Annotated in this window: 19 protein-coding genes and 2 tRNA genes; 14 read left to right on the forward strand and 7 right to left on the reverse strand. The window is 42.3% G+C overall.

Going from position 1 to position 26,380, the window contains the following annotated elements; genetic code table 11:
* Positions 1-3 precede the first annotated feature (3 nt).
* The 12 genes from JMX95_RS00085 (at position 4) to JMX95_RS00140 (ending at position 14,731) form a co-directional block, all read left to right on the forward strand.
* Positions 4-2,919, forward strand: a complete 2,916-nt coding sequence (locus JMX95_RS00085) for a type VI secretion system Vgr family protein (RefSeq protein WP_201553637.1) — start codon at positions 4-6, stop codon at positions 2,917-2,919.
* Between the two features lie 2 nt (positions 2,920-2,921).
* Positions 2,922-4,373, forward strand: a complete 1,452-nt coding sequence (locus tag JMX95_RS00090) for a hypothetical protein (protein WP_201553638.1) — start codon at positions 2,922-2,924, stop codon at positions 4,371-4,373.
* Positions 4,374-4,376: 3 nt separating this feature from the next.
* Complete coding sequence (locus JMX95_RS00095) at positions 4,377-4,832, forward strand: hypothetical protein (RefSeq protein WP_201553639.1); 456 nt, start codon at positions 4,377-4,379, stop codon at positions 4,830-4,832.
* A 33-nt stretch (positions 4,833-4,865) separates the two neighbouring features.
* The gene (locus tag JMX95_RS00100) at positions 4,866-5,189 is read left to right on the forward strand and encodes a hypothetical protein (RefSeq protein ID WP_201553640.1); all 324 of its coding nucleotides are present in this window, start codon (positions 4,866-4,868) and stop codon (positions 5,187-5,189) included.
* A 1-nt stretch (position 5,190) separates the two neighbouring features.
* On the forward strand, positions 5,191-6,861 hold the full coding sequence (locus JMX95_RS00105; protein WP_201553641.1) for a DUF2345 domain-containing protein: 1,671 nt from the start codon (positions 5,191-5,193) through the stop codon (positions 6,859-6,861).
* Between the two features lie 14 nt (positions 6,862-6,875).
* Positions 6,876-8,363 (forward strand): hypothetical protein, encoded by a 1,488-nt coding sequence (locus JMX95_RS00110; RefSeq protein WP_201553642.1) that lies wholly within the window; start codon positions 6,876-6,878, stop codon positions 8,361-8,363.
* A gap of 7 nt (positions 8,364-8,370) precedes the next feature.
* Positions 8,371-9,294, forward strand: coding sequence for a hypothetical protein (locus JMX95_RS00115; RefSeq protein WP_201553643.1), 924 nt, complete (start codon positions 8,371-8,373; stop codon positions 9,292-9,294).
* A gap of 47 nt (positions 9,295-9,341) precedes the next feature.
* Positions 9,342-9,899 (forward strand): hypothetical protein, encoded by a 558-nt coding sequence (locus JMX95_RS00120; RefSeq protein WP_201553644.1) that lies wholly within the window; start codon positions 9,342-9,344, stop codon positions 9,897-9,899.
* A 56-nt stretch (positions 9,900-9,955) separates the two neighbouring features.
* On the forward strand, positions 9,956-11,158 hold the full coding sequence (locus JMX95_RS00125; RefSeq protein ID WP_201553645.1) for a DUF6708 domain-containing protein: 1,203 nt from the start codon (positions 9,956-9,958) through the stop codon (positions 11,156-11,158).
* 67 nt (positions 11,159-11,225) lie between these two features.
* Positions 11,226-12,287, forward strand: coding sequence for a hypothetical protein (locus tag JMX95_RS00130; protein WP_201553646.1), 1,062 nt, complete (start codon positions 11,226-11,228; stop codon positions 12,285-12,287).
* 30 nt (positions 12,288-12,317) lie between these two features.
* The gene (locus JMX95_RS00135) at positions 12,318-13,379 is read left to right on the forward strand and encodes a hypothetical protein (protein ID WP_201559740.1); all 1,062 of its coding nucleotides are present in this window, start codon (positions 12,318-12,320) and stop codon (positions 13,377-13,379) included.
* A 50-nt stretch (positions 13,380-13,429) separates the two neighbouring features.
* Complete coding sequence (locus tag JMX95_RS00140) at positions 13,430-14,731, forward strand: hypothetical protein (RefSeq protein WP_201559742.1); 1,302 nt, start codon at positions 13,430-13,432, stop codon at positions 14,729-14,731.
* A gap of 178 nt (positions 14,732-14,909) precedes the next feature.
* Here the strand turns inward: JMX95_RS00140 and JMX95_RS00145 are convergent.
* The 7 genes from JMX95_RS00145 to JMX95_RS00175 form a co-directional block, all read right to left on the reverse strand.
* Positions 14,910-14,996: transfer RNA gene (locus tag JMX95_RS00145), tRNA-Leu, on the reverse strand.
* A gap of 123 nt (positions 14,997-15,119) precedes the next feature.
* Positions 15,120-15,193 (reverse strand) — tRNA-Cys (locus JMX95_RS00150).
* Positions 15,194-15,589: 396 nt separating this feature from the next.
* The gene (locus JMX95_RS00155) at positions 15,590-16,687 is read right to left on the reverse strand and encodes a formate dehydrogenase accessory sulfurtransferase FdhD (protein WP_087815049.1); all 1,098 of its coding nucleotides are present in this window, start codon (positions 16,685-16,687) and stop codon (positions 15,590-15,592) included.
* Between the two features lie 85 nt (positions 16,688-16,772).
* Entirely contained in the window at positions 16,773-19,145 is a 2,373-nt protein-coding gene (locus tag JMX95_RS00160; RefSeq protein ID WP_087815048.1) for an FdhF/YdeP family oxidoreductase, read from the reverse strand.
* A gap of 146 nt (positions 19,146-19,291) precedes the next feature.
* Positions 19,292-20,599, reverse strand: coding sequence for an RNA-guided endonuclease InsQ/TnpB family protein (locus tag JMX95_RS00165; protein WP_087815047.1), 1,308 nt, complete (start codon positions 20,597-20,599; stop codon positions 19,292-19,294).
* 287 nt (positions 20,600-20,886) lie between these two features.
* A complete protein-coding gene (locus tag JMX95_RS00170) occupies positions 20,887-21,855 on the reverse strand; it encodes a c-type cytochrome (protein WP_226950204.1) in 969 nt (322 codons plus the stop codon).
* Entirely contained in the window at positions 21,855-23,231 is a 1,377-nt protein-coding gene (locus JMX95_RS00175; protein WP_227675911.1) for a cytochrome c, read from the reverse strand. The genes JMX95_RS00170 and JMX95_RS00175 overlap by 1 nt, the downstream gene beginning before the upstream one ends.
* Before the next feature lie 254 nt (positions 23,232-23,485).
* Between JMX95_RS00175 and JMX95_RS00180 the strand changes: the two genes are divergently transcribed.
* On the forward strand, positions 23,486-25,591 hold the full coding sequence (locus JMX95_RS00180; protein WP_087815045.1) for a PhnD/SsuA/transferrin family substrate-binding protein: 2,106 nt from the start codon (positions 23,486-23,488) through the stop codon (positions 25,589-25,591).
* 36 nt (positions 25,592-25,627) lie between these two features.
* Entirely contained in the window at positions 25,628-26,305 is a 678-nt protein-coding gene (locus JMX95_RS00185; protein WP_176393072.1) for a response regulator transcription factor, read from the forward strand.
* Positions 26,306-26,380 lie beyond the last annotated feature (75 nt).

Raw genomic sequence — 26,380 nt, forward strand, 5'->3', positions numbered from 1 at the left:
ACCATGGTATGGACTCAAACAAAGCGGCATGTGCAACTGAGTAGTGCCCATCTTGATATTGCTACCAGTCTCATTCAACAGGCTGACTTGATTGAAAGCTTACTTGGCATGCCTTTGCCCGACAGCGTTTGGAGTAAGCCCGCGCTTATGCCAGTGCCTACTTCCTACCCAAGCCCTTATCATCAAGATCAACGACAGCAGTCTTATCAGCAGCGCCAGCTCGCCCTCTATTGCGGCTACCGTATTAGCATTACTCTACTGCATCCACGGGCAGGACTGGATATAAAGCAATGGCTAGGGCAAAGTCTCTCGATACATTGGCATACGGGCGACACGCTACTGCCAAGCCAAACCCGTCACGGTATCATCACCGAAGTCGTTGCTCTCGGTAGTAACAGTGGTATGGCCGCCTACCGCATCATCTGTGAACCTAACTTAGGTCAATTACGCCTGAACAGTCATAATCGCCGTCATCATCATCTCAGTCTCAGTGAGCTAATTACCGATATTATCAGTCCATACGATATGAACGTTGAGATTGACGAGCGCCTCAGTGATGACAGCAACTATCATATTCAGCACAGCGTCCAATACAACCAAACCGATCTTGCTTATCTAACCCAATACCTTGCTCTCTATGGCATCACAGGCTATTACCGTCACGACATCGACAAGCACACTCTAATCTTACTACCTAGTGATGGAGAAGAATTGCGTCCTGATGTCAATGATATCCAAAGCATCCTCAGTCAAAACCCTGCCAACCTTGCTGATAGACAAGACCGCATCACTGCCATTCGTCCCCGTATTGCGCAGCATACTCAGCAAAGCGACTTACATCGTTATGACAGTCGCTTGATGAGTATCTATACTGGCAGTAGCAGTAGCGAGCAACCTATCGACTCATCAAACAGCACGCATCAGCGCTTTATGCACAGTCATAGCCGTTTTGATGATGACAGTCTCGATAAGCTCGCCACCCGCTACCAGCAGAACCAGCAGCAGCGTGCCAATCTAGGCAGCCTCACTGGTAATATCCGTCATCTGAGTTTGCCAAGTAGCCACTATATCGATGGCAACCCTTATTTAACCGATCCCATCAGTTTAGTGTCTATTCATCAGCACATTAATAATCATATTCCTACGGATTGGTTGGGGGCAGCACCCTTTGATCCTATTACCTTGCAGTCCAATACGAACCATGATAATGATGACGACAATGATAATAACGTCCATCATATCAGCGCCTGCTACCTGCCATTTCCGCACCATCACCATATTCCCTATGGGGAACAGCTGGACAAACTTGGACAACCGCATCCGAGCCTGACAGGTCTGATGAGTGCCAGTATTATTGATACAGACAGCAGCGCCATTACTCATGACCGTAACCATCGTGCCCATATTAGATATCACTGGCAGCAAGAAGAAGATGGGCAGGATAACAATAGTGACAGCGCGCATTGGATACCCATCGCCAGTCACCTCGTCGCTGACCACATGGGACAGACCCATCCTTTGCGTCATGGACAGCACGTCCTTATCGACTTCATCGGTGGCGACATTACTCATCCTATCATCATCGGTAGCACCCATAACGGCCAGGGTAATTCTGATGCTCAGCACAATAGTCTGACTAGCGATTCTGACCACATAGACGCCACTAGCCCCGCATGGTTTATCAATCAAAGCCATGCTCATCCTATAGACGGTATCAAAACTCAAAGCATCGATAGCAGTCGCAGCGGAGAGGCGACCAAAGACAGCCTCATTAATGGCTACAATCAGCTAATGTTTGATGCCCATCCTGACAGTCCGCAAATTAATGTCTATAGCAGCAGCTTCCAGTCTAGCCTGACCATTGGACATCTGTATCAGCAAACCGACCATACACGTGGTAAAGCTAGAGGACGCGGTATTAGCATCGAAACCCAAGCAGCTAGTACTATACAAGGCAGCAGCGGTATTCATATTAGCAGTCACAATATGAATAATGCATCGAATAGCCACATGGGTCATGACAGTCATAGCAAACTGCAAACTGCTGACCAGCACCAAAAAGCTTACGCTCAGCTAGCTGACATCCATCAGCCCGTGGGATTAGAAAGCAGCAGCAATAACAAGCAAAGCAGTAGTAAAGAAGATGCGCAAACACCTTTTGCCCAATTTAGCGAAGATACCAATGACTCAAGTTTAAGCGAGTCAGGACAATGGCAACAACCTAATCTACTGATCGACTCTCAGCGTCATCTCGCGATGCTAAGCGGACAACACAGTCAGCATACCAGCACCAAGAATACACATAGCCACGCGACAGACAATACTCATCATCACAGCCAGACGCAAATGAATCAGCTGGTGGCAGGAGACATTCACTACTATTCAAACAAAGCCCAAACCCATACCGCCGCTCATGGTGATGTGACTATACAAGCGCACCAAGCGCAAATGCGACTTGATAGTGAGCAAGTCCTACGTATTCATAGTCGAGACAGTATTGAGATTATCGCGCCTGATACGCTAACCCTAAAAGCGGCGGGCAGTGGCATCGAGATATCGGGTGGTAATGTGACGTTTATCACACCAAGTCAGGTGGGCTATAAGGCCAGTAAAGTGGATTGGGGTAGTGGGGGTGGAGCAGGATCTCCTGCTGTACACTTACCGACAGCCAAACTACCTGAAAACTTAGACTATTATCTACGCTATATAGTACATGACCAAGATGATAACCCGCTTGCTTTTACCAAATGTATGCTTATTAAACCTGATGGTTCGACAGAAATTCATATTACTGACTATGAAGGTAAGTTAAAACTATTAGTTGATGAAGAATCGAAGGACTATGAGTTGCATGTGATTGTTCATGAAGTGGAGGAAGCAGTAGAGGATGATGAAGTGGATGTAGAGGGAGAAGACTAGATATGGCTAAATATTATACAAAACTTAAATTAGAAGTATCAGACATGGTCGATATTAGCTTAATTAGATATGATGTTACAGTCACTTATAAGAGTCTTTCGGCAAAACCCACAAGTAGTAAGCCACATTCATTAGGTAAAAATAGAAGGTTCAGTAACAATGGTCTATCTGAAAAACATAATCTCTCTAACCGTGGTGTCGAAGAAGTCAGATATTACATCAAAGATATAAAAGGTAAGCCTATAAAAGATATTACGGCAAATCCACTATCTAAGGAAGGGCGAGCTAGTAGATATAAGCTCAAAACAACGCCAGCATCACTCAAAAGAGACCCGAAGAATAATAAAATAGTAGGTGTAGATAATACTGAAGTTGCTTGGTATTTAGTTAAAAAACAAGAATCTATTGAAAGTTTTTTAACAAGAGCTTATAAATACACACCAACCAAATTAGAAGAGAACATCTTTCGAGCTAATAATCCACATTTAATCGGTACGCCTGTTCTTACTTTACAACCTGGTGACGTTGTGATTTTATCCAACTCATCTCATAGCAGTAATACTGAACTTCAAAAGATGAAAAAATATGCAAAAGATGCCAAAAATAAAATTGAAAAAATGAAGAGAGAGAAAGGTTTTAATCCAGAGCTTTTTGTTTATTTGTCAGATTTGACCACAAGTACTTTATCTGATGCTGATTTTGTTGGCGTATCTTCAAACCCTGTGCCAACTGAAATAACAAATGATAATAAGGATAGTGATAAAACCCTTCTTGACTATTTTGCAGATGGTTCTAGTGCTGTAATAACATTCTCAAGTCAAACTAATAAAGATACATTAAAGAATTTTGGAACACTAGTGAGTAACTATAATGAAGCACAAGGTACGAAATCTGGTAATTCAAAACATTTCTCTCAATTTAGAACGGACAACGCAAAAATATATAAAGCTTTGAACAATAAATTATCATTACGGTTTTTAAAATGGGATCAAGGGGTAAGAACTGATAAATTGAGTAAGTCGATCAAGTCCGAAATGAAAAGATCGACATCATTTAATGGAGGCTTGGATGCTTACGTAAATAATATGGAGAAAAATGGAAAAGTAACAAAGACTTTGAAACTTGGTGGTAATCTAGTTGTTGGATACAACGCATTTAAAGGTAGTAAAGAGATTCATGACGCATACAAATCTAAAAACTCAGATAAACTTCATAAAGCTGTAGCCATTGAGCCATTAAAGCTATCAGGATCTGTAATAGGCGCTGAATATGGAGCTGCACAAGGTGCGGTAGTTGGCGCTATAATTGTAGGTTTTACTGTAGGAACAGGAGGTATAGGAGGTGTCGTCATTGTAGGTCTCAGTGCAGTGATTGGGGGTTTTGGGGGTGGGTTACTTGGGGGCAGTTTAGGAGAGATAGCAGGTAATATTGTTTATGAAAATACTAGGAATTAAATTGTGAAAAAAAAATCAATCCTACACTTATTATCATTTGTATTCTTCACATTTCTATTTGTTTACTGGTTATTTTTTATTGATAGCAAATCAGATAGTGAGATTTATGCAGTACCGGTTGTATATCTAATGTTCGCAGTAGCTCCTTTACTAAGCCTAGCTTTACAATACGAAGTTATTAAAGATAAGGAGTTTTTCAACAACTTTACAAGTAGCACTACTAAAGTTTTTAAAATGAACGATTATCTGCGCATATCTTTTCTGCTTCTCTATAATTTGGGAGCTTACGCTGGTATTCAGATGAGAAAAAAAATTTTAAAAAAAGAATATAGAAAAACAGATATAAGACACATAGAGCTAGTCAATGAAATTATAGATAGGAAAAGGATTTTACTCATTATTCTAACTATTCAATTATTGATAACTATTTTATTATTCAGTAGTTTCTTCTTTATTTGAGATGTATCGATAGAATAGTATTGAGCTTGTGGAATGGGTAATAACAGTACCAATACTGATATACAGGTGGGTGACTGGATTATTAATACCCTATGTAATTTGCAGCCTGACCTAATCTCTTTAATCAAACAACAAGAACAAAAGAGCGTCAACACTGACAGACTTTATGACTCATTGAAAGGAGATATACAAGCTTCGTTCACTGTGCTATCAGAGTTCATTGGAAAGAACGAAAGTAAATACGGCAAGTTGTTTGGCCAATTAAGCGGCAATAAGTTATCTCAAGATACAGCAACTGCTATATCAGTGTTGATTTCAAATAGCTATCAAACCATATTGGGAGATCAACGACAATAACGTGCATCACATCAGCGCCTGCTACCTGCCATTTCCGCACCATCACCATATTCCTTATGGAGAGCAGCTTGCTACACTTGGGCAACCGCATCCGAGTCTAACAGGACTTATGAGCGCCAGCATCATAGACACAGACAGCAGCGCTATCACTCATGACCGTAACCACCGTGCCCATATTAGATACCACTGGCAAAGCGAAGGCGGCGACAGCGCGCATTGGATACCCATTGCCAGCCACTTAGTCGCTGATCACATGGGACAAACCCATCCGCTACGCCATGGGCAACACGTACTTATCGACTTTATCGGTGGCGACATCACTCATCCCATCATCATTGGTAGCACCCATAATGGCCAAGGCAATTCTGATGCTCAGCACAACAGTATCGTCAGTGACTCAGGTAGCATTGATGCCACCAGTCCAGCTTGGTTTATCAACCAAAGCCATGCTTATCCCATAGACGGTATCAAGACTCAAAGTATCGATAGCAGTCGAACAGGCGAGGCGACCAAAGACAGCCTTATCAACGGCTATAACCAGCTAATGTTTGACGCCCATCCTGACAGCCCACAGATTAATGTTTATAGCAGCAGCTTCCAGTCTAGCCTAACCATTGGTCATCTATACCAGCATACCGACCATACTCGCGGTCAAGCACGGGGCAAAGGCATCAGCATCGAGACCCAAGCCGCCGCCAATGTGCAAGGCAGTACAGGTATTCATATCAGTAGCCACAATATTAACAGTGCATCGAATAGCCACATGAGTCATGACAGTCATAGCAAACTGCAAACTGCTGACCAACATCAACAAGCTTACGCTCAGCTAGCTGACATCCATCAGCCCGTGGGATTAGAAAGCAGCAGCAATAACAAGCAAAGCAGTAGTAAAGAAGATGCGCAAACACCTTTTGCCCAATTTAGCGAAGATACCAATGACTCAAGTTTAAGCGAGTCAGGACAATGGCAACAACCTAATCTACTGATCGACTCTCAGCGTCATCTCGCGATGCTAAGTGGACAACACAGCCAGCATACCAGTACCCAAAGCACGCATAGCCACGCGACAGACAATACTCATCATCACAGTCAAACGCAAATGAATCAGCTAGTAGCGGGCGATATCCATTACTACAGTAATAAAGCCCAAACCCATACCGCTGCTCATGGCGATGTGACCATACAAGCACATCAGAACGAGATGCGTTTAGATAGCGAGCAAGTACTGCGACTCCATAGCCGAGATAGTATTGAGATTATCGCGCCTGATACGCTAACGCTGAAAGCCGCAGGTAGTGGCATTGAGATATCGGGTGGTAATGTGACGTTTATCACGCCAAGTCAGGTGGGCTATAAGGCAAGTAAGGTGGATTGGGGCAGTGGGGGTGGAGTTAAAACTGAATTACCCTTCTTGCCGTCGGCAGAAATGAAAAATTGGATTGGTCTTAAGCTTTTAGGAGTTGATGGTGAAGGTATACCTGATGTTGGCTACAAGATATTTTTTGATAGCGGACAAGTTATTAAAGGAAGACTCGATAGAAAAGGTGAAGCACATCATGAAAATGTGCCTGAGCAGGCTAACCGTGTTGAATATGAAGAAAAAGATTTTGAAGACGCTACTCCTGATTCATTTCTTAAAGTTTTAGAAGCTGCTAAAAGCTTTATTAAATAATAGAAGGTGCAACTATGAGCTTTTTACCGAAAAAAGAAGAACTTTCAAATGCGCTTGCATGGTTTATGGTACCTGTTAATGGCGCTGTGCAAAAGGGTAAAGAAACAGCAAATGATATTGCCGATTGGCTTTGGGTAGTCATACAAGGTGATTTTGCAACGGAACCATCTACTGCTCAAGTCGTTACTGGTACTGTCGTTTCTATGATTCCGTTGGTAGACCAGATTTGTGATGTTCGAGATATCTGCGCTAACTGTAAAAAAATAAATGAAGATGACAGTAATCCTTGGGCATGGGTGGGTCTAATTTTGACCTTGATCGGTCTGTTTCCAGTTTTAGGATCGCTATTTAAAGGAATATTTAAAGTACTACTTGCCCCTATTAGACGCTTCATGATGAGACCTTTATCTAAAGCTGGCAAATTTTCAGGTAGCCTGATATATAAAGCAGTTGAACCAGCTATTGAGCAAGGTATAAAAGAGCTTAATAAGTTTTTAGGACGTCCTGCCGTAAAAAAGCTAATACGCAAAGAAGCCTCTGGGAACGTATACAGGTGGTCAGCTAAGCAACTAAGGAGTTTAAAAGCTAAAGTCAATAAGACGCAGATTTTAACAGTATTTGACGAGCATATTGGCTATCTAAAGGAGACTGTTGAATTTGTACAAAAGTATGGCAGCTCAGGTATAGGTAAAAAAGCAGCTGATATACTTAAAGTAGTAGTAGACATACGAAATCGTGCTAACAGACGTCTTGGTGAATTTTTAGCGCCTGTGCAAGACTTTTTAGAGCGGCTAGCAATACGTTTAGATGCTGAAGGAGGCTATAAAGCAGTAACCAACTTGACAAACGTTGCGAATTTTAGAAAAGTCCATACTGATGGTGAGGTGCAACTTATAAAAATCAGTTCGCCTAAATGGGTAGATGTGACCAGAAGAATTAAATATCCTAAAGTAGAAGAATGTCCCAAAATACCTAAAGGTTATCCCAATATTTCTGATAAAGGTAAAGGACCATTATGGAAAAAGTTTAACACATTTCATGATATGAAGGCAGTAGAACTAAAACAGGGGACGAGTTTATATCGCGTTGTTGACCCTACTAGTAATGATAATAGTATATGTTGGATGCGAGCTTCGGAGTATTTGAAACTTAAAAAACGAGAAGATTGGCGCAGACGTTTTGCAGTATGGGCAAGCTGGAATAGTAATGGAGAAGTCGTCCATTACATTGTTCCTAAAGGTGGTATGAAAGTTTGGGAAGGTAAAGCCGCCAGTCAAATACTTGAAAATAGTAAAGGTCAAATCCAAACGGCTAATGGACGCGGTGCTATGTATGTGTTAGAGGGTGGTGGCAAACAAATTGTACTTGATCCAGCACAATTAATTAAAAGCAGAGTAAAACCACGCAGAAAAACAGGATGGGGCTATGGTAGTGATCTAAAGGGTTTAGAAAATACAGATATGGTTGGCGTGCCAACCCTCAAACAAAACTGGTATAAGTGAGCAAACAATGGAAAACTATATAATAAGACCTCAAGAAATCTATTTATTAGAACGCTACAGCTCACCCGCTTATTTTAAAGAGATGCGCGATGCCTTTGCAACTATGTTAGAAGCTGCTGAGCAGGCGCTTGAGCTGTTTGTCAATGATTTACCGTTTGATTACCGTACACGTCCTATCAATAGACAGCCTGATATCGTCTGGGGCGAACGGGTATTGCCAAACCTGCGTGATACTCTAGACAGCTTAAATGTTGGTTATCAAGAGCTGTTAAAAGGGGATCTAGCGGCAATAAGATATGGCGGTAATGTTGAGAGTGATTTTCGGGCTATCAGTATGGATTATGATATCGATTGGATGCCTGAGCAGCAACAACTTGATTATGAAAAATGGCGGAGAGAGGCAAGCACGCGCGCTTTTAACTTAGAAATAACCAGTTATTTTGGCTGGAAAATTGGTAGTTTAATTGAACGCTATACTACTGAATCGCGAGGACCACTTAACCCACCCGAATCGTGGCCTATTTATCGTCTTAATCCAAAATATAGCGTTGAGTTAGATGAAGTCGTCCCTGTCGCAGGTATTTATGTACCTAGTAGAGCAGATGCCAGTGCTCAAGTGTTATTGGATGGCATGTTAGCAAATGAAGCTTACGTCGGTTATGATCCTGAAACCATGCAAGCGGTTGGTGATGCACCAGTCACTTGGATGTTGGTTGAGCGTATCGCGGATACTGGCGGCGGTAACCATAATGTCGAGCCAAAACGTTTACGTTGTGAGTCGGGTAAACCTTGTCCATTCACAGGCTACTGGTGGTCACCATCAAGTAAAGATGTCAAACACTTCAAAGCAGGCGACATCATGCCAAAGATGAAGCGACTTGAATGGCAAACTATCTGGTATTTCAACGAGACCAATCAGTTAGACGATTAAGTTAATCAATATTTTATCAATCAACTTATAATAAATGAGTTTTACATATGGTAAATCATTCAATTCCAAAGACCTTATTTAAAATGTGGCTGTGTGTGTCCCTACTATTTACGATAGGAGTTAGTCAGTCGCAACTTGCTATGGCAGCTGACACTTCTTATGCTGATAATACGTCCAAGACCGCAGAAGAGTTGAGATTAGAGTATCTCGAAGCGCTTGAAGAAGAGCAGAACAAGCTATATTTTGAAAACTTTGCAACCAATCCTGATGACATTCCGATCAGTGAGTATGAAGGAGGGACAGATCGATACTTTGGCGATTTAAGAGTTGAAGGTGATGAGCTTATATTAGAAATTTCAGGTGGTGAGCTACTTATTATCACCAGAAACGAGCGTCAAGAACAGCTTAGACAGCAACTTATACAGTTTGTATCAGAGCATAGCGATGTGTCAGTTAATGTTGGCATACAAGGTTTGATAAATGTAGATAGTGAGCCAACGACAGAGGACTTGGATGAATTGGTTCTTGTGAATTACAATAATTTAAAAGCTAACGCCACTCATAATCTTTTTAAGATGCTTAGCACAATTAATGATCAGGAATGAGGTTTGTACTTGATAAGAGTCTGCTCAAACTGCCACGACATTAAGGACAACTAAAAATGAGTGGATTCGTTGTAGACATGGAAGGGCGGTTTCGACTGACAAAGAAACCGCCATTTTTGACCCCAGGTTATCAAGCGGTAGGGCAGAAGCTTGTAGACGTTAAAGGCATCCATGAGACAGTGCCTTTGGATAAATATAAAAACTATGATGTGCCATTGCACCCTCAACAAACGGTGGTACAGTTTAACTCGACTTATCTTGAGACTACAGGGCGCAATGAAAGACGACGTGGTGATGCGGTAGGATGGGGATTATGTTTAGGGTTTGTGGGGCTATCTGTGAGTAATGGTATCCTCTATCTGATTGTAAAATCCACAATAGATTTTGACATCGTATTTCTTAGTATTGGTCTTATTCTCGCTTTTTCTATGATTCTATTCTTCGCTCCATTAATCAATGTGCTCTCAACCGAACTATTTACCACATGGCATTATCCCATCCGTTTTAATCGTAAAACCCGTAAGGTCTATGTCCGTCAATACAATCGTAAAGTAGAAGTATATAACTGGGATGACTTAACTTTTTTTATTGCCTATATCAATGAAGATAGAGACATCAGAGCCGTGACCTTTGATAAAAACGGCGAAACCATTACGGGTATGTTTGCACTTGCCTTTCAAAACAATGTCTTTGATAAAAGTTTAATCAGTTATTTTGAGTTTATCCGTCGTTATATGGAAGGTGACGATCAGCAACTAAAAGAAGTCAAAGAGGCCATACGTTACATCTATCCCATACATAAGAAACGTGAAACCCCGCTGATGTCATTTAAGCGTTTGATATTGAACGTAGTACATTACTCTCACGAAAACATGGAGTACCCTGAACGAACTTTTAGGTTTTACCCAGTGACAATAGTTATTCTACCTTTATTAGCTCTGCGTTATGTTGGCCGTGTGATCTCAATGCTGACCAGCTACCGCCATCAGTTTAGCAAAGCTATTGAAGCGGAATGTCAGATTGATCCCAATGACCCTTATGATTTAAACAAACATTTACCAGAGGGCAACCTTGAACAGAATAACCAGCCTATTTGGAAGACCATTGTTTACAGTGTAGGTATTATTATTGCTACTATTATCATGCTGTTTATCGGTGCATTTATTATAGACATGATAGGCGCGGCAAGACCACATGGTGACTATCCGAGCATGGTCGATAAACTCTGGTATGTGATTGGTTTGGGGTGGTTGTCTTAATAAATCATTGGCTACCTTTTTATTACTGTATGTGATTGCTTAGATAAAAGTAATTAGGGATAATAACATGCAACTACGCGATGATTTCGCTACCCACCTTAGTAAGCTTCACAATCCTATTGACCGTCCTTATACCGCCAGTATAGACAAAAGCTTATTAAAGAGCACTGAAGAGATTGAACATCTTAACAAAGAAATTCATGATGTTAATCCTGATTACTTAACCTTCCTACCCGCATACTTCTGGGTGTTTTATTTTGCTGTTGGCTGGGTTTATTTTTCTTCATTTTGGTTAGGTAATTATTTTCTTCAAGATATTGGAGAGGTTGTCTTTATAGATGGTGAATTTAGTATTTTTGATATAGTATTCAGCTTCTTATGGATTGTTGTATTTGGTACGCCACTAATTTTATTTCTCTATCAACTCATCAGAAAGCGCTTCATTCGTACCCAGTACTACTTTTTAAAAAAAGAACAGAAAATAGCTTATTATTACCGTCCATTATGGAATTTTAGACAGCCTTATGCGCTTAAGATAGTCGACTATAAAGATGTGCATCCAGACTTACATCAAGACCCATATAATCGAGCCTACACACCGCTTAATCTGTATGTCGCTGATCCTGAGACAGGCGATATCACCCATCATCTAAAGCTAGAAGATTATAGAGTCAACCCGCGTGTACAATGGGCATTTATCCGTACCTATATGGAAAATGAAGCCGATGACTTACCGATAAATCCTGAGTTCTGCGAAGCTTACCCAGCTGACACTAGTAAATCACTGTTTGCTTGTGCTGATATTATCTATCGTAAAAACAGCATACTGCCTAGTGATCATTCTGGCGGTGGTCAAATCATGGTCTTTATAATAGGCTCAATAATAGCCTTAGGTAATCTATTTCAGGCTAATCATTACCAATGTACCAAACGCGCCATCTTGCATCCCGACGTGCAAAAGCTACTCACATGGGACGGTCAAGATAACCCGTATCCAATACAGCCCATAACTTATGAAGCCAAACTAGCGTTTGAAGGTAGAAATTGGGAGGTTAATGTCAGATGGGTATGTATCATACTCATCAACGTTGGCTTATTTGTATGGGCAGTGGTGGCTTATAATAGCTAGCAAAAATTGCTAACTACATATTGTATAACTATGATCTTACCTGTTCCTCCTATACCTCCTGTCGGTAAAATACTCAGTCGCCCTTATGAAGGAGAGATTGGTAATTTCCAAGAAAAAAAAGCCAGTATTGATAGAATAAGTACACTTATTCATGATGTGAATCCAGACTATCTGCTATTTCATCCTATCATTAACTCTATTCAAAATGTATGGCTTTTAGCGTCATATTGTGGTGCATGGTTGTTTGGACAGTTTTTATTTTTATTTTTATATGTAGTTCTTAAATATTTTTTTATTGAAGAGTTTGAGCTAATAGTTTTATTTCCAATTATTATGCTTATAATATTCCTAACAATGCTTGGCTTTTCACCATATTTAACTCTAAAGCAACTAAAAAGAAAGCAATCTCGATACCATAAAATTCTACTACTAAAAAATACCCAGCAGATTGCTTACTACGAACATAACGGTAAGCAAGCCCCTATCTTTCATCTGATTAATTATAAAGATATCACAGCCTCCATAAGGCGTAATGAAGGTTTGGTGTATGAAGTACTGAATCTGCATGTCATCGATGAATCAACAGGAGAACCAAGCTTATCTATTAACTTTGAAGACATGCAGCTTAACCCTTATGACCAATGGACGTTTATCCGTACCTATATGGAACGTCCCGCTGACGAGTTACCGCTTGACCCACGATATGCTCATGCCTGTCCGACAGACATCAGTACCTCACTCTTTGCCTGTGCTGATATTGCTCAAGAGAAGAAAAACAAAGGCTTAACAGGACTACGCCACGAGGTGACTTTTATGGGTTGGTTGCGCGCTTGTACGGTTAGCTACTTAGATTTAGCCGAGGGTAATATATACCAGTCGAGCGCTAATCCTGCACTACATCCGGAAGTTCAGCGTCGGCTTATGTGGGATGGTCAAAACAACCCATATAACATCTTGCCTGTCACAGCAGAGCGCCAAGCAGCTTTTGCAAACCAAAATCAAACCGTTAAGCGGAAATGGTATTCAGGTATTGCTGTGAATGCGACATGGTTTATTAGCTCGATACTGTATGTGATGCTGGTGATTGCTTAGATAAAAACTTATCAGCCAACCTCTATTAAGCAGTATGAGAACCGCTAAAAATGAACAACTACATCATCAGACCGCAAGAGATTTACTTATTAGAACGCTACAGCTCACCCGCTTATTTTAAAGAGATGCGCGATGCTTTTGCGAATATGCTAGACGCTGCTGAGCAGGCGCTTGAGCTGTTTGTCAATGATTTACCGTTTGATTACCGTACACGTCCTATCAATAGACAGCCTGATATCGTCTGGGGCGAACGGGTATTGCCAAACCTGCGTGATACTCTAGACAGCTTAAATGTTGGTTATCAAGAGCTGTTAAAAGGGGATCTAGCGGCAATAAGATATGGCGGTAATGTTGAGAGTGATTTTCGGGCTATCAGTATGGATTATGATATCGATTGGATGCCTGAGCAGCAACAACTTGATTATGAAAAATGGGAAAGAGAGGCAAGCTTATGCGCTTTTAACATGGGAATAACCAGTTATTTTGGTTGGTGTTTATACGACTTAATAGAAAATTATAGCATTGAATCAAGAGGAGCGCTCAATGCGCCTGAATCATGGCCTATCTATAGTCTCAACCAACAATATAGCGTTAAGGTAGATGAAGTCGTCCCTGTCGCTGGCATTTATGTACCAAATCGAGCAGATGCCAGTGCTCAAGTGCTATTGGATGGCATGTTAGCAAATGAAGCTAATGTCGGTTATGACCCTGATACGACACACGCTGTCGGTAGAGCTCCTGTTACTTGGATGCTCGTTGAGCGTATCGCGGATAGTGGTGGTGGCAGTAGTGTAGTACTGGAATCTTCACGTTGTGAGGCAAATCAGCCTTGTCCGCAGACAGGATATTGGTGGTCACCTGCCAGTCAGGAGTTGCAACATTTTCAAGCAGAAGACATCATGCCAGACATGACTAAAGGAAGGTGGGAAACCATTTGGTATTTTAACGCAACCAACCCGATGACTATTCAACCTACCACGAGTTATATAAAAAGGAAAAGAGCCAGGCGACTCAAAGTTTACCAACGACACAATGGAAATGCGTATTTAAATAGCTCTGTTAAACATGCCTTTTTCACTATGATCATCGTAGATATATCGATTCTGCTGTTTGTTGAACAAACTCGCGGTCCTTTAATCTATGAGCAATTATTAAAGGCTATCTTTATGCAGGCACTGTGTTTATTTATGCTCACGGATTCCAAATTAATGCTTGCGCTGGCTAGTGTCACCAATAGGCCGTTAAGTACTATGAAAGTGGCTGCTTTTTTTATCATGTTAGGATCGTTCTATCTATTTTTTATTACGACACAAGGTTTGCCTTTTCAGAATGGGATAATAGGATGTGGCTAACTATTGATTATATACAATTGATATAGCTTATTACCCTAAACGTGAGAAGGACGTTTAACAGTAAAGCTAGCAGTTCATTACTAGTAAATTGTCTAAATAGTGGAAAAAAATTAGTTTAATAAGAGAAAATGCACAATAAGAAAAAGGCTTCCAATTGCTTGGAAGCCTTTTAATATAATGGTACCCGGAGCCGGACTTGAACCGGCACGCTATTACTAGCGAGGGATTTTAAATCCCTTGTGTCTACCAATTTCACCACCCGGGCAAAACTTGTATTATCTAAAAGTAAGCTTTCTACTTGTTAGATAGTGGTCGCTATTATAAGCATTTATATTAATAAAGCAAGCTAAAATTAATATAATATGAATAAAATTTTAACCTAAATAATTGGAGGCTGAGGTCGGAATCGAACCGGCGTTAACGGAGTTGCAGTCCGCTGCATGACCACTCTGCCACCCAGCCAATCAAGGACGCCTATATTAGCAAATATAATTTAAATTACAAGTTATTTTTTAGCTAAATGCGAATTATCTACTCAATTCTCCTTATTTGACCATAAATTAATGGCTATTCAAAGTATTAAGAGGTCAAATTAAGCTATTATCAAGCTTAAAATTAGGAATGGTTCGTCAAAAAACATCATAATTATCAAACACACAACGAAATAATATCTTTATTATTTCGTTGTGTGTTTGATAAAACGAGATAGGGAATAGATAGTGTTTTAAAAAGGTCTTGTTTGAGCTAAAAAGGAGACCGTTTATTATCGAAAAATCAGCGTTATATGTCTGTCATTAAAGCGCTGCAAATGAGAGTTTATGAATAAGTGCGCTTAATGAGAGAGTCGAGCATAAAACTTTATAGGTCTGAATAATTTGAATAGTAAGTGACTCTGTTATCACGCAAAAAACCCGCTAATCCTAAGCCATAACGCTCAGCGACACGCACTGCGGTACTGGTAGGTGCAGACATACCGACTAGCCAAGGGATGCGCCCACGAATCGATTTTTGTATCAGTTCAATCGATAGGCGCGAGGTCATAAGGACGCAGCTAATCTCTATTTTATTGCGCAGTTGCCAACCGATCAGCTTATCAAGCGCATTATGGCGTCCTACATCTTCGAATAGGTATAGCTGCTGATTATACATCGTCGCAGCGGCGTGTACGGCACCAGTCAATTGGTGAGTATGCTGCATCGCATCGACTTGCTGGCGTATTGCTAATAGACAGTCAAGACTTGGTGTATCTGCCTTTTGTCTGTTTTGACGATAGATACTCAAGTCAGGCAGTGCTTGTGTTAGCCCTGTGATGCCGCATATACCACAACCTGTACGCCCTGCTAGCTGACGTTTTTGCGCTTGGATACGCTGATGGCAACGCTGGTTTAGTACTAGCTCCACCACATAAATGTCATAATCTTGCAGTGACGATAAGCTTTGTTCAAATGCTGCAGATTCAAAAATTTCATCCGTAGCATCTCTTATAAATCGTTCCTTTATAAATGAATCTTGCGTGAGATTTTGATAATCTGCAATATCATTCAGTTGGGTAACTTCCCAATCAAGCAGCTCATGACTATGCTGAATTAAGCCTTCGCTAGACAAAAAGCCGACGGCTAAATACTCTAGCTGGTGAGGGCTTGCCATCAGTACCGCATAGTGAATACCATTGATAACGATAGCAACCGCAGCTTCCACTGCTAAGCTCGCTGATTGGCAGTCGATACTGATTTGCTGCATATGGGTCTGTGCAATATTAGTCTTAGCAACACGGGTCTCAATAATGTTGTTAGAGTTATACTTATCTGTCGGATAATGATGCTTTTGCGCCCAATGATTACGTGCAAGCGGCGTTGCAGATGACTCTATAGTTTCTGACGTCTTATCTGTTAGGGTGTTTACCGAAAAATTATCGCTATATTTTGCGTCAGTTTCAGTATCACTTTGGGCAATCATAATACCTCGTTATATCGTATGGTCATTACCAAAATTATCATCTCCTTTAAATATATGCATCATTCAATGATTCGCCCGTTGCTGACTATGCATGATCGGTCGTAACAGCATTTGCCTCAACGCGTTGCAAAACAACGGTCGTCGATTTATACGCTGGTATGTGAGAGTCTGGTGCATGCGTGTCTAAATCAAATAAATCATTACATTCAGGATAATAAGTTGCGACAGCGTTAGCGGCGATATCCATCTCAGTCAATACTAACGGCCCTAGCGTGCGTGGCTGAGCGGTACCGTCTGTGTTATTTGAACCATTTGAGCTGGCATGGCGAGATACCATTACTCGGTCACCTGCTTGCCAACCCAAACGAGTCATTTCATCTGGGTGCATAAACAACACATCACGGCGAGTGGTTTGGCGATAGCGATCTTCAAATCCGAAAATCATGGTATTAAATTGGTCATGGCTACGGACACTGGTCAATTGCCAAATTTTTTGTTCATTGTTTGGCGCACTATTAGTATTATCATTGGGTTTTTTGTCATGGTGAAAGGCTAAAGAGGTCTCTGCCATTTGTGCTGCGACGTAGGTGATAGGGTATTGTGGTACTTCAAATTGCGCTTTGCCACTGTCAGTATTCCACACACGATGCCGCGCAGAATGGTACAAATGAAAGCCACGCTCGGTTTCGCGAATACGCTGATTAAAGTCTTCAAAACCGTCAATCGCTTGGGCGATATAATCACGAACGATGTCAAAGTCTTCACTCATTGCTTGCCAAGGAATGGACGAATCAGCACCAAGCACATGAGTGGCGATATCTGCCACAATTTGTGCTTCAGACTTCAACGTATCGCTGACAGGTTTCAGGTTGCCTCGAGTGGGTACAATCTGACACATGGAATCTTCGATAGTGGCAAATTGCTCACCTTTGGCAGTAATAATACGTTCGGTACGACCTAAGCAAGGCAGAATAAGATTATTCGCGCCCGGATACAGCATAGTTTCATTAAGTTTAGTACCGACAAAAATATTGAGCTGAGTGGTGGTTAAAGCTTGTTGAATCGCACTAGTATCAGGTGCTGCCACGGCATAATTACCGCCCATACTCATAAATACTTTTAGCTTACCGGTAATCAATGCTTTCGCACCAGAGACCACATCAAAGCCATTTTCTTGCGGCATCGGACGTTCAAACACACGCTCAAGGCTGTCTAGTAGCTTTTGTGCAGGGCGCTCATGGATGCCCATGGTACGGTCGCCCTGTACGTTAGAGTGACCACGAACGGGAGACGCGCCTGCGCCATCAATACCAATCATCCCCATCAATAATAATAGGTTGGTAATCATCGCTACATTATCATCGCCTTGGACGTGCTGAGTGATGCCCATACCCCACGTGCAAATGGTCGCAGGACTCGCCGCTACCAGTTTTGCTATATTAATGATTTCCTCTTTACTGATACCAGACCCACGTTCCACATCCGGCCATGATTGTTGGCGGAGCCATGCGTCGAGTGCCTCATATCCTGACGTATGCTCATCGATAAAGCTTTGATCGATTTTATTGTTTTTAGTCAGCCACTTAGCGATACCGGTCAAGAGTGCTGCATCGCCGCCGATCTGAATTTGAATGACCTCATCGACCATCTCATCACTTTGACCAGCTGCCATATGCGTGGGCTTTTGCGGATTTCTAAATTTACGTAAGCCTTGTTCGCGCATAGGGTTGATTGAGAGGATTCGACAGCCTTGCTCGTGAGCATGAGCAAGCATTTCAAGCATGCGTGGATGATTGGTCGCAGGATTTTGTCCAAACATCAATATCAGTTTGGCTTGCTCAAAGTCTTCCAATTTCACGGTCGCTTTGCCAATACCCAACTGTCTACCGAGCATTACCGACGTTGGTTCGTGACACATATTGGAGCAATCTGGTAAATTATTGGTGCCAAAACAGCGCACAAACAGCTGATACATAAAGGCGGGCTCGTTGGTCACACGGCCTGAGGTATAAAATAGCGCCTCATCTGGCGAATCAAGCTGTCCTAACTGCTCAGCGATACATTGATAAGCAGCTTCCCAAGAGATTGGTAAGTAGCGGTCTTGCGCGGCATCATAATATACAGGCTCTGATAAACGACCACTATGCTCAAGCTCATAGCCCGACCAGCCTTGTAATTCAGTGACGCTATGTCGCGCAAAAAACTGCGCATCGGCTTTTTTTGTCATGGTCTCACTAGCAATGACTTTGATACCATTTTCACAGACGTCGATGGCTTTATGTGATTTGTGGTCAGGCCAAGCGCAGCCCGGACAGTCGAATCCGCCTTTAGGTTGGTTGCTTTTTAGCACACTTACGCTACCCCGTAAAAAAGTCTGATAATCCATCAGCTTACGAGTAGAGGAAATCAGCGCAGGCCAACCGGCAGCAGGGTGGGAGTAGACAGGAATTTTGCGCATGACAGACCTCATAGTAAATGGCGGTAGCGAACTTTGATATACAGCAACTATATAGTGACGAGCGAGAAGTTTGTAGAAGCATTAACTTTGACATACTCCCACCACTTTCGCCAAGCTCAAGTGGGGGATTCTAAAAGCAGATGCTCTTAGGCGACTTTCTCACGAAGGTCGCTTGTTTTCTGTTTCAACGGGCGACCCTTACTGCATCCTCCCTCCGCAGACAAAACGGCATGTCCTGCCGCTAATATATTACGAGCCGCATTAAAATCAGCGTTCGCAACATACCTACATTTGACGCACTCAAATTTAGACTGAGTTTGTCTATTCTCTTTAGCAATATGCTGACATTGAGAACAGGTTTGACTGGTGTAGTGTGGGTTTACCTTGATCAGTAACCCACCGCGCCATTGCTGTTTGTACTCAAGCATATTAACCATCATGCCCCAGCCTTGATCTAGGATTGATTTGTTTAATCCCGACTTGGCTTTAACATGACGACCTTTGTTCTCCACCGACCCGCTGGCTGATTTCGACATATTAGCGACCTTTAAATCCTCACAAGCAATCATGGCGTGGTTTTTGCTGATGCGGGTGGTGACTTTATGCAAGTAGTCATGGCGAATATTAGCAATGTGGCTGTGTAGCTTTTGAATCTTGCGGTTTTGCTTTTTCCAGTTTTCACTGAATTTTACTTTCTTTGCTAACCCTCGTTGCAATTTGGCAAGTTTGAGTTGATTGGTTTTAAAACTGTTTTTCGGTTTGATGTACTGACCGTTTGAAGTGGTGAGTAGTTTGCTGATACCCATGTCCAAGCCAATGGCGCTTGTGGCAGGGTGACGAGGGTTCTCATCCAGTTCTCGCTCCGTACCAAAAGACACGTACCAGTGCCCTGATTTCTTGCTGATGGTGACATTTTTAATTGTACCAATGATGTCTTGCGACTTCCTAAACTTCACCAGGCCAATGCCATTAGGCAGTTTTACTCGATTACCTTCAACACGGCAATATTTATCAAACTGAACCAAGCGAATTGAGTCGCAGCCATCGGATTTGCGCTTAAATCTTGGCATCAACGAGCGTAGCTGGATTTCTGTGCCGTCAGCCAGTTTAAAGAACTTGGGTTTGCGAGGTTTCTTTTTATTGTCTTTTAATCTGGCATGTACTTTAGGATCAAAGAACCGCGACCAAGCCGATGCCAGATCGCGTACTTTTTGTTGTAAAGACACAGCGTTTGAGCTGCTTTTTAGGAAGTTAAAATCAGGATTACTTTTTAAATCTATAATTTTATTAACCAGATTGGTGGCATTAATAAACTCATCTTTAGCAAACATCTCAAATGAGATTGCCAGCATTTGATTCCAAACAAAACGTGCAGAGCCGACAAGATTATTTAAAATAACCTCTTGCTCCGTATTAGGCTCAAGCCTAAATTTATACGCTTTGTTGATTTTCATAAATGCTCGTGGTGAGTTATAAGTATTACAATAATTAATTATTATACTGGATTCAGGCGCATATTATGTAATTTAAACATTGAAAATGATGCGAAATTCACCGCCACCCTAATGTCGGATGGCGTCCTCTTTCGCGGGTTTGATAGATAACAAAAAAACCTTTAAGAAAAATGCATTTTCTTAAAGGTTTATCGTGTCAATGCTCACTCACAAGCGAGCATAGAATGATGTCTGCTAAGTGAAGTCCTCTTAAGTAAAGTCTTTATAAATACCGTCTTCTTAAGATATCAGTAACGCGCGTCTTTAGGTTTTTTACCATTTGGCCAATCATTGACCTTACCAGCAAAGTCAGGGCGCGGCTGATGAGTAAAGAAGTGCGCCACATCGACGGCATCTTGATCGCTCAGCACATTTCCGTGACCCCATAAGCCTTTGGTCTGAATACCCATGGGCATGTTGTATTTTACAAAGGCTGCCGCCTTGTAAGTACGTGCCATACCAGCACCGATATTAAAGGATTCATCGCCCCACAGTGGCGGGAACACGATATCGCCGCGACTGTCTTTGATGCCTTCGCCATTATCACCATGACAAGTTGCACATTGAGCTTTATAAATTTGTTCGCCGCGGACAGGGTCTGGGGTTAATGATTCATCCACTTTACCCGTATTTTGGATATCGACTTTTTGCTCTTTTGGGGTGTTTTGCGATAGCCACTTCATATAAGCCAACATTGCCAGCATTTCAGGGGATTCAGGTTTCAACGGTTTGCCATTCATTGAGCGCTGGAAGCAGCCATTAATACGTTTGGTTAAATCAACTTCCTTACCAGATCGTGGCATCACGCGCGGATAGAAGTTATAACTATTGATGTACGGATCACCCAGTGGAATTTTACCTTGTGAAATATGGCAGCTGTTACAGTTCATTTGCGCGCCCACATGCTCTGGCAGTAAGCGCTTAGTTTCGTTTAATAAGCGTTTACCATAAAATATCTCATCAGCATTTGGTTCATCCAAGATAGCCGTATCTTGCGGCAGCACATAAGTGCCGATATCTTCGTTGGCATCATCAGTGGTGACTAAGCCGTACTCAGGTGCATTCTGCTCGATAGGCTCGGGCTGCGAGCAACCACTACTGATAGCGGCGATACTAAGCGCTGAAGCAGTAAGGATAGCGGTGGTTAAGTTGCCTATGGTCATTTTTTGAGAGATAACGCGAGCAATAGTAGGCAAGTTGAGTGGAGATTTTTTCATTATTTTGCTCCTTTTGTTTGCGCGTCAATACTTAAGTCTGGAGCAATATCCGTACTGGTTTTTGGTTTTTTGGCGAGGAAAGCCCGCATTTTTACCACGTCATTGACATCGATTTCAGGCGCTTGGTTGGTCCAGCTATTGCGGACATAATTGACCACTTCTGCCACATCTGCATCGCTAAGATTGCTGAATTCAGGCATAGTAAATGCCATACGGTCATGTGGAGTTTCAGGCATACGACCACCGCTCAAGGTAATCTGTAAGACCGAATCGGCATTGTTAGAATAAACCGCACTATTGCCATCAAGCGCTGGGAAAATACGCGCGACTCCTTTACCATCGACACGGTGACAAATTTGGCAATATTCGGCGTACAAAATCGAACCGCGCGAATCATAGTCACCATCTAGTAATTTTTGCGTAGTGATGTCTTTTTTCGCAGGCAGTGTGGCTTCTTTGTTTGGTGCTGGCGTTAATGTTTTTAGATAAGATGACATGGCGTTGATGTCGTAGTCGGTCATATACTGGGTGCTATGCTCAACCACTTCGGCCATGGCACCAAAGGCAGCAGTGGTATCAGTACGACCAGTTTTGAAGAAGTCATTTAATTCTGCAACCGTCCAAGTGCCAAGTCCGCGATGCTCACCGCGGATACTTTTGGCGCGCCAACCATCGATGATGGCACCGCTCAAATACTTGTTAGAATCTGCATTACTTAGAGCGATTTCTTGAAAGCCAATACCGCGCCCAGTATGACAAGAGCCGCAGTGCCCAGGACCTTCGACTAAGTATTGACCACGAGTCAATAGTGCGTCGTCTGTCTCAGGGACAAAGTCACGCTTGCGATCAAATAAGACCTGCCAGTATGCCAAGGGCCAGCGCCAGTTTGCTATCGGAGGTAGCTCGCTTTTTAGATTGGCTTGCTTGACGGCTGTGACATCGGACATAAAGAAGGCGTACATCGCGGCTAAGTCTTCTTCTGGCATGAGCTGGTAAGAGGGATACGGCATAGCAGGATATAAGGCTTTATTATCACTGCGTACCCCATGCTTAACGGCATTTTTAAAGTCGGCGAAACTGTAGTTGCCGATGCCAGTTTCTTGATCGGGTGTGATATTGGTCGAGTAAATTGCCCCAAGTGGCGTTAGCATAGGCAGACCGCCTGCATAAGTCTCGCCATCGAGCGTGGTATGACACGCAATACAGTCAGCAGTGCGAGCGATATATTCGCCCTGCTTGATGAGAGCAGGATCAGTGATATTGACCTCGATATCGTTACTGCTGGTGCGCATATTTGGCAGTAATTTCCCAATAATAAAGGCAACCACCAGCCCGATGATGGCTGCTATTATTATAATCAGTGGCCATTTTTTCATAAGCCCGCCCTCCATAAGATATTTTTACCAAGCTTATAATTCATCACCCATATTTCATGAGGTGTATTAATCATTCTTATTGAAATCAAAATTGAAATCGAATATTTGTGACTTAAGCTCAGCGAATTAAAAGTTACACGACTGTCATCTAGTATAGGGTAGCGGGTAATATTGTGATATTGTGGAAAACCACATTATGATTAAGGTTTTTAATTATAATGTACGTTTGGTAGGTCAAATATAAGGCTAGGTGTATGCATAAAAAGTCTAAAATTTGGACTATCTTAAAGGCTTGTTTTATTACCGTGGTAGCATGGGCTGCTTGGTTGCCGCTATCTAATGCCACCGCCCAGACTTACTATTTGGGTGTGCTGGCACCGCAAGGCGAGACAGCCGCACAAAATCGCTGGCAGCCGTGGCTTGACGAGCTTAATGATCAGTTATCAGATGACACCGTGATATTGGTACCTTTGGCGCTGGAAAATTGGCAACAGCAAATAGAAGCACAGCAGTTTGCGCTAGTGCTTGGCCCGCAAGTGCAGTTTATAAAAATGAATACTATCAGATGGCGCTGGCTGGCTACCTTACAAACAGAGACGGCTCAATTAAATAGCAATGCGCAAAACGCTCGTGATAAAAGTTCTCGTGATAAAATTTTTAGCAATCAAGGATTTGATGCTGAGGGTATTAATGGGCAACAATCGCAAAATCAGCTATCGACGACAGTCACCCTCGCCAATGAATTTAATAAGCTAAATGAATATACGCCATTAAAACAGCCGAGTGCGATGGAAGAGGTCGCCAGTGCTTTATGGGTCGCTGCCGACAGTGATATTTATCGTTTGCAGGATTTGGAGCAACGTCATATTGCTGCCGTCGACACTGACGCATTTGGCGGTTATTTATTGGGCGCACATTTATTACAGAAAAATGGTATTACGCCAAATCACTATCAAACACAGTTTGTCGGTTATCCGATAGAGCGCACTTTGCATGCCTTGGCTAGTGGCAAAGTAGACGCTGCCATTACGCCGCTTTGTTTGATGGAGGATATGGCAAGGCGCGGTCAAATCAATGACAAGCAATACCGTCTCATTCATCCAGTCGCCACTGTATCCAGCTGCCACTCTTCAACGAAAATATATCCAAATTGGACACTGGCAGCGACCGAGCAAGCGCCAGATGCTTTGGTGCGCCAGATCAATCAACATCTATTTGGCAAGCGTCAATTAGAGCAGCGCTGGTTACCAGCAGAATCAAGTAGCGATGCTGAGCGCATCCTTTATGAGATGAATCGCCATCCCGCCCAAAAGCAGCTGAGCGCGCATATGATCGACTGGATAAAGGCGCATCGATTATGGATGGCTGTGATTATTTTGGTTGTCCTGATATCGACAGTAAATTATGCTTGGATGAGCTGGCTGGCATGGCGGCGGCAAAAAAAGATAGTGCGGCAAAATAGACTAATCCGTGATTATGATCAGCAGTTACACCAATCAGAGCGCTTTGCGGTCATCGGTGAGATGAGCGGTGCTATCGCTCATGAAATCAATCAGCCGCTGGCAACCATTCAAAATTATGCGCAAGGATTATTGATACGCAGTCAACATGCAAGGTTGTCTAAAAATGCTATCGACATAACGCCACTTGACAATGCGGCAACAGAGAATGCTCTACAGCAGATTGTCAATGAAACAGAACGCGTCGCTGCTGTGGTGACTAATATCCGCCGCTGGGCTGGACGGTCGCAAGCGAATGAAACTCGTGTCGATATCGCAGCTATCTATCAACAGTGCATCTTATTATTGGGTGAGCAAGCAGTAGGTGTCAATTTTTGGCTGGCAAGTGATTATCAGCATTTAACCTTGCCAAATTTATTATTAGATCAGTTACTGATAAATAGCATGACCAATGCTGCACAGCAAGGGGCGACCAATATCATGCTACGCTGTCAGGCAGAGAGGTATAATAATAAGCAATGGTTGGTATTGCATCTAAGCGATGACGCTGGCGGCTTTGATCAAACTCAGCTGAATAGGCAGCACCTACCAGAGAGCCTACCCAGTCAATATGCTACCCAGTCTACGAAAACAGACGGTCTAGGATTAGGACTGATGATATGTCAGCGCTTATGCAAGTCGCTGGGCGGTATGATGCAGCTAAACAATATTGATGTCGAGCATGAAATTGAGCAAGTTTACCAAGTAATGAGCAGCGAGCAGCACCGCTTTAAACGTAGCTTAAACGGTAAAATCCAACTGCTACAAACCAATGCTAACTATCAGCTGTCAAACACGGTGGGCGCACAAATATCTTTTTATCTGTCATTATCTTTAGCGAATAATGACGAAAAACTCTAATGAATATCAATAATGTATTTAGCCATAAGGTCACATATGACGTCTAATCAACTCTCAAATGAGCCTACGTGCTGGCAAGATGAAAGCAGTCATCTGTCTGACGATTTATCAGGCATTACGCCAGAATCGCTTATCATTCATATCATTGACGACGAAGAAAGTGTGCGCATGTCCTGTGATTTTTTGATTAGCAGCTTAGGGCTATCGACCCAAGTGTGGGCAAGTGCTCTGATATTTTTACAGCAAGTCAATATCTATCGTCCAGCAGTGATTGTGAGTGATTTGATGATGCCAGAGATGAGTGGTCAAGCGCTACAAGTGCACCTTAGTCAACAGGACAGCCCTATGGCATTGATAGCGCTAACGGGAAATGGCGAGATTGCTGATGCTGTCAATATGCTGAAGCAAGGTGCGGCTGACTATCTGGAAAAACCGATTAATAGCCGCCGGCTACAAGAAGCGCTTGCGCGTGCGCAAGACCTCACTCTAAAACGCGCCACGCTTTATGATATTAAAAATCTTTATGCGCAGCTGACCGATAAAGAAAAGCAGGTCGCCAATGAGTTACTGCAAGGCAATCTGAATAAAAATATCGCCAACCATTTAGATATATCGGTCCGCACGGTAGAGGTGCATCGCTCACAAGTGATGAAAAAAATGCAGTCACAACATGTCAGTGAGTTGATTCAAAAGTTAGTATTGCTTGATGCTTAAAAATTAAGACAGTCGTATCAATTAAAGCAGTCATAAAAAAACGCCTGATATTAAACAGACGTTCTATTTTTTCAA

The sequence above is a fragment of the Psychrobacter sp. NC44 genome (genome assembly GCF_904846655.1).
Classification (GTDB): domain Bacteria; phylum Pseudomonadota; class Gammaproteobacteria; order Pseudomonadales; family Moraxellaceae; genus Psychrobacter.